The 1,111-nt window shown below is 62.6% G+C and carries 2 protein-coding genes; one reads left to right on the top strand and one right to left on the bottom strand.

The window, feature by feature from the left end; translation table 11 throughout:
* A partial coding sequence (locus EN750_RS35610) for an MBL fold metallo-hydrolase (protein WP_127399365.1) occupies positions 1–364 on the top strand: 364 nt, incomplete at its 5' end.
* Positions 365–369: 5 nt separating this feature from the next.
* On the opposite strand, the gene EN750_RS35605 is transcribed toward EN750_RS35610, so the two are convergent.
* The coding region (locus EN750_RS35605) for a TetR/AcrR family transcriptional regulator (RefSeq protein WP_348629645.1) at positions 370–1,111 on the bottom strand (742 nt) is incomplete at its 5' end.

Genomic DNA, 1,111 nt, shown 5'->3' with positions numbered 1-1,111 from the left:
CTACGGCATTTTGCCTGCGCCCGCCGGCCGTTTGCTCGACCAGGGCGATGTCGTCGATCTCGGCGACCGTGCCTTCGAGGTGATCCACACGCCCGGCCATTCGCCCGGCGGCATCGCGCTCTACGAAAACAGGACGGGCATCCTGTTATCCGGCGATATCATCTATGACGGCCCGCTGATCGACGATGTCTACCACTCGGTTGTCGATGACTATGTCGCCACGCTGCTGCGTATGCGCGACCTCCATGTCTCGGTCGTGCATGGCGGCCATTTTCCCAGCTTCGGCAGGGTGCGCTACCGCCAGCTTGTCGACGAGTATCTGGCGCAGAAGCGGCAGGCCGGCTGCCATCTGCGGCAGCCCTGAAGCAGTTAGCGCATCAGTTCGAAATGCCGGGGGAACGCCTGATGCAGCAGGAGCAGCATGGTCTTGCGCAGCACGTTGGTGTCACGGCTGGACGGATTGAGATGATCCCAATACCAGGCGCCATGAACCAGATAATTCAGGCTCTCCGACAGCGTATCGATGTCGACGCCGGTATAACCGCCACTGCGCGAAATCTCGATCAGCAGCTCGCGCGCCTCGGCGGTGTAGGCAAGGTCGCTCGGCAGGCCGATTTCGTTGTAGATCTGCATGCTCTTGCGGTCGCTGGAGAACACGACAAAAACTGAAACCCATTTCGGGTGCTGGCGGGCGAAACGTTGCGCGCAATCGACCGCGCCCAGAGCCCGCTCAACCGGCGACAGGCCGGGCGCCCGCACCAACGTCACCCACAGCTCATCGTATCGATCGCTGAGATACTGCAGGACGGCGCGAAACAGGTTCTCCTTGCTGCGGAAATGGAAGACGACCAGGGCATTGGACGAGCCGACATGTTCGGCGATGCGCTGCATGGTGACGCTTGCCAGCCCCTCCTCCGCGATGAGCTCGATGGTGGCGTCGATGATCCGCTGCACGCTGGCTTCGCCGCGCTCGCGCCGACGGTCCTTGGGCGGCGCGGCATCGTTTGCCGCACTTCCATTCTTCGCCGTTGCGCCTTTGCGTTTTGCCGCCGCAGCCTTTTGTTGCGCCATCTTCGTCCAGCTCCTTTCGGACCTTCTGGCGGCGATCGCC

It is taken from the genome of Mesorhizobium sp. M7A.F.Ca.ET.027.03.2.1, assembly GCF_003999175.1.
GTDB lineage: Bacteria > Pseudomonadota > Alphaproteobacteria > Rhizobiales > Rhizobiaceae > Mesorhizobium.
Note: the sequence above shows the minus strand (reverse complement) of the source record. Positions and strands in the feature narration are given on the sequence as shown.